This window comes from Streptomyces sp. S3(2020) (assembly GCF_013044505.1).
Lineage (GTDB): Bacteria > Actinomycetota > Actinomycetes > Streptomycetales > Streptomycetaceae > Streptomyces.
The window spans coordinates 1-3,586 of the sequence record NZ_JABERD010000424.1; the positions used below are offsets into that span (position 1 = coordinate 1).

3 protein-coding genes are annotated in these 3,586 nt (G+C 70.9%); 1 reads left to right on the forward strand and 2 read right to left on the reverse strand.

Annotated features, from left to right (window positions below; all coding sequences use genetic code 11):
- Positions 1–920 (reverse strand): M6 family metalloprotease domain-containing protein (locus HLK59_RS48995; RefSeq protein ID WP_346780006.1); only part of this gene is annotated, 920 nt, incomplete at its 3' end.
- Between the two features lie 282 nt (positions 921–1,202).
- Here HLK59_RS48995 and HLK59_RS49000 point away from each other — a divergent pair.
- Positions 1,203–3,038: a bifunctional diguanylate cyclase/phosphodiesterase gene (locus HLK59_RS49000; RefSeq protein WP_171148169.1), complete on the forward strand. Its 1,836-nt coding sequence runs from the start codon at positions 1,203–1,205 to the stop codon at positions 3,036–3,038.
- Here the strand turns inward: HLK59_RS49000 and HLK59_RS49005 are convergent.
- Positions 3,017–3,586, reverse strand: a 570-nt coding sequence (locus tag HLK59_RS49005; RefSeq protein WP_171148170.1) for an MsnO8 family LLM class oxidoreductase, incomplete at its 5' end; no start/stop codon positions are given. The genes HLK59_RS49000 and HLK59_RS49005 overlap by 22 nt on opposite strands.

Genomic DNA, 3,586 nt, shown 5'->3' on the forward strand with positions numbered 1-3,586 from the left:
GACCCCGCCGCCACCGGCCCCGCCCCCAGCGGCTCCAGCGTCAGCCGCGTCGAGCCCTGCACACACGTCACCTGCCGCGGCTCCAGCCAGCCCAGTTTCCACTTGTGCCAGGCGAACAGGTCCGGCGACAGCCCGAACTGGCTGCCCATCAGGTCCCAGTCGCCGACGAACGTGTCCCAGTCGCCCTTGCCGTCCACCGGGCGGTGGTAGAGATCGGGCAGGTCGAAGACATGACCGGTCTCATGGGCGAGAACGAGCCGGTCCGGCGGGTGCTGCTCGAAGACCGTGACGACCCGGCGGATGTCCGTGCCGTCGGCCCGCAGCGGGACGTCCAGGTTGACGACCTTCGTCGCGTCGGAGTCCACGCCGGGCGCGTCCGGATCGGCGACGAAGTAGACGACGTCGTACTGGGAGAAGTCCACCAGACCGTCCGCCGCGGTCAGCGCGTCGCGCAGATAGGCGGCGCGGTGGGACGCGCTCCAGTCACGCTGTATGGCGTACGCCGTGGACGGCTGCGGCATCCGGATCCAGTGCCGCAGCGGATGCGGGCGCAGCGTGAACTTGCCGTAGGAGGCCTGTTCGAAGAAGCGGCTGGTGGCCGGGAAGTGGTCGGCGGCCAGTTCGTCGGGCGTGGTGCGCGGGGTCGCGTCCGGGAAGGACAGGAACACCATCACCGCGTCGAGGGCCCGGGAAGGGCGCGGATAGGCGGTGTTCCAGGTGTCCAGGCCCTCGGAGTGGTGCGCCTGAGTGCGGGTCAGGGCACAGGGTTCGGCCGAGAAGGGTTCGGCGGCCGACGGACCGGTGATGAGAGAGGTGGCGGCCAACGCCGACATGGTGGTGAACACGGCCGCAGTGCTGCGCAGTCGGGGGCGCGGAAAGGGGCGCGGCACAGAGACCTCCGGGTGCGGTTCGCGGGACACCGCACCCAGCCTGTATGAGATTGTCGTACTACGCCCTGTTTGTCTGCACCAGACGAGTGAGTACGGCGAAGAACCGTCAGAAGCGACACCCCGAATCGCTCACGGAACGTCACACCTGGTCGGACGCCCCAACAAGCCGTCCAGGTGCGGGCAGAAACGATCTGTCAGAAGGGCCGGTTGTTCCGGGACACTGGACGGTGGCTGGAAGGGGTGGGGGCCAGCCTCTATGATCGGCACACTTTCCTGCACGGACAGAGATCGAGTGCACTGCGGGAGCGAACGGTGAGCGGAACCTCCGAAGGGCCGGCGCCCGCGGCAGATCTCGACCGGGCGGTCGTCACGGACAGTGACTTCAGTACGTCACCTCGTACGGCATCCTCGCCGTCCCAGGCGTCCCCGACGTACCGATCGGCGTTCGCGGCCGCGCCGCTGGCCATGGCCGTCGTGGACCGCGAGGGCGTGGTCGTCGGCGCCAACGAGACATTGGGCGAACTCCTCGGCAGCGCGCCCGAGGCGCTGGCCGGGCAGGTCGCCGCCGAGCTGGTGGATCTGGCCTCGGACGCGCGTACCTGGCACGCCTACCAGGAAGTGCTGCGCGGCCGGCAGGCCAGGCTGCGGTGCACCCGCCGGCTCAAGCATCCCGACGGTCAGTCCGTGTGGGTGCAGGTGACGGTCGCGCCGCTGGGCACGGGCGGGCCCGGTGTGCTGCTGTCCCTCGCCGACATCAGCTCGCATCGCGAACTCCAGGCCCGGCTGCGGCACTTGCAGATGCACGACCCGGTGACCCGGCTACCCAACCGCACCCTGTTCTTCGAACGCCTGTCGGCCGCCCTCGAGGTGGAGTCGTACGCCCAGGGCGGCACCGGGCGGATCGGGCTCTGCTATCTCGACCTCGACGGCTTCAAGGCGATCAACGACACCCTGGGCCACCGTGTCGGCGACCGGCTGCTGGCGGCGGTGGCCGAGCGTCTGACCCGCTGCGCCGACGAGGCGGGCCTCACCCGGGGCAGCGCGCCGCTGGTGGCCAGACTCGGCGGCGACGAGTTCGCCCTGCTCGTCGAGGACTCCACCGGCACCGACCAGCTGGCGGATCTCGCCGAGGCCGTACTGAAGGCGATCCAGGCGCCCTTCGACATCTCCGGGCGCCGGCTCTCCGTCTCCGCGTCGATCGGTGTCGTGGAACGGCACGCGGCCGGCACCACCCCCACCGCCCTGGTCCAGGCCGCCGACACGACGCTCTACTGGGCGAAGGCCGACGGCAAGTCCCGCTGGACGCTCTTCGACCCGGAGCGCAACGCCCACCGGATGACCCGTCAGGCGCTCGCCTCCACGCTCCGGCCGGCCATCGAGCGCGGCGAGTTCACGCTGGAGTACCAGCCGCTGGTCGGCATGGAGGACGGCCGGCTCCGGGGGGTCGAGGCGCTGGTCCGCTGGAACCATCCGCAGTTCGGCATGCTGACGCCGAATCGGTTCATCGGATTGGCCGAGGAGGACGGTTCGATCGTCCAGCTCGGCCGCTGGGTGCTGGCCACCGCCTGCCGGCAGGCCCGGCAGTGGCAGCTGGACCACCCCGGCGAGCCGCCGATCTTCGTCAGCGTGAACGTCGCGGTCCGCCAGGTCTGGGACTCCGACCTGGTCCAGGACGTCGCCGACATCCTCGCGGAGACGGGTCTGGCCCCGGGCCTCCTCCAGCTGGAGCTGACGGAGTCCGCGGTCATGGGCTCGGCGGGCCGCCCCCTCCAGGCCCTGCAGGCGTTGAGCGACATGGGCGTCCACATCGCCATCGACGACTTCGGCACCGGCTACTCCAACCTCGCCTACCTCAGCCGCCTCCCGGTCGCGGTCCTGAAGCTGGACGGCTCCTTCGTCAGGGGCTTCCAGTACGAGGGGACGGGTGCCTCGCCCAACCCGGCCGACGAGGTCGTCGTCGAGGCGATGATCCAGCTGGCCCACCGGCTGGGGCTGACCGTCACCGCGGAGTGCGTGGAGACCTCGGCCCAGGCCTCCCGGCTGCGCCGTATCGGCTGCGACACCGGCCAGGGGTGGCTGTACTCGCGGCCGGTGGCGCCGGATCGTATCTCCGAGCTGATGGGCGGTCAGACCGTCGGCAACCCGTAGGCGTCGGCGATCAGTTCGTAGCTGCGCAGCCGCAGCTCCGCGCTGTGGGCGTGGGAGGTGAGCATGAGCTCGTCGGCGCCGGTGCGCTTGTGGAGGTCGTCCAGGCCGGCGCGGACCTCGTCCACCGAGCCGTGGACGACGTTGGCGTTCCAGGACGTGATGAACTCGCGTTCCATGGGGCTGAAGTCGTAGGCCTCCGCCTCTTCCGGGGTGGGGACGAGGCCGGGGCGTCCGGTGCGCAGGCGGACCATGTTGAGGCTCGCGGCCAGGACCTGGCGGCGGGCCTCCTTCTCGTCGTCCGTGGCGAGGGCGGAGACGCCGATGACGGCGTACGGCTCCTTCAGTACCCCGCTCGGGCGGAAGGACTCCCGGTAGAGCTCCAGGGCCGGGACGGTGTTCTGCGCCGAGAAGTGGTGGGCGAAGGCGAACGGCAGACCGAGGGTGCCGGCGAGGCGGGCGCTGAAGCCGGAGGAGCCGAGGAGCCAGATCGGGGGGCGGTGCGGGGACTGGACGCCGCCGGGGGACGTCGACTGGATGGGGCCGGGGAC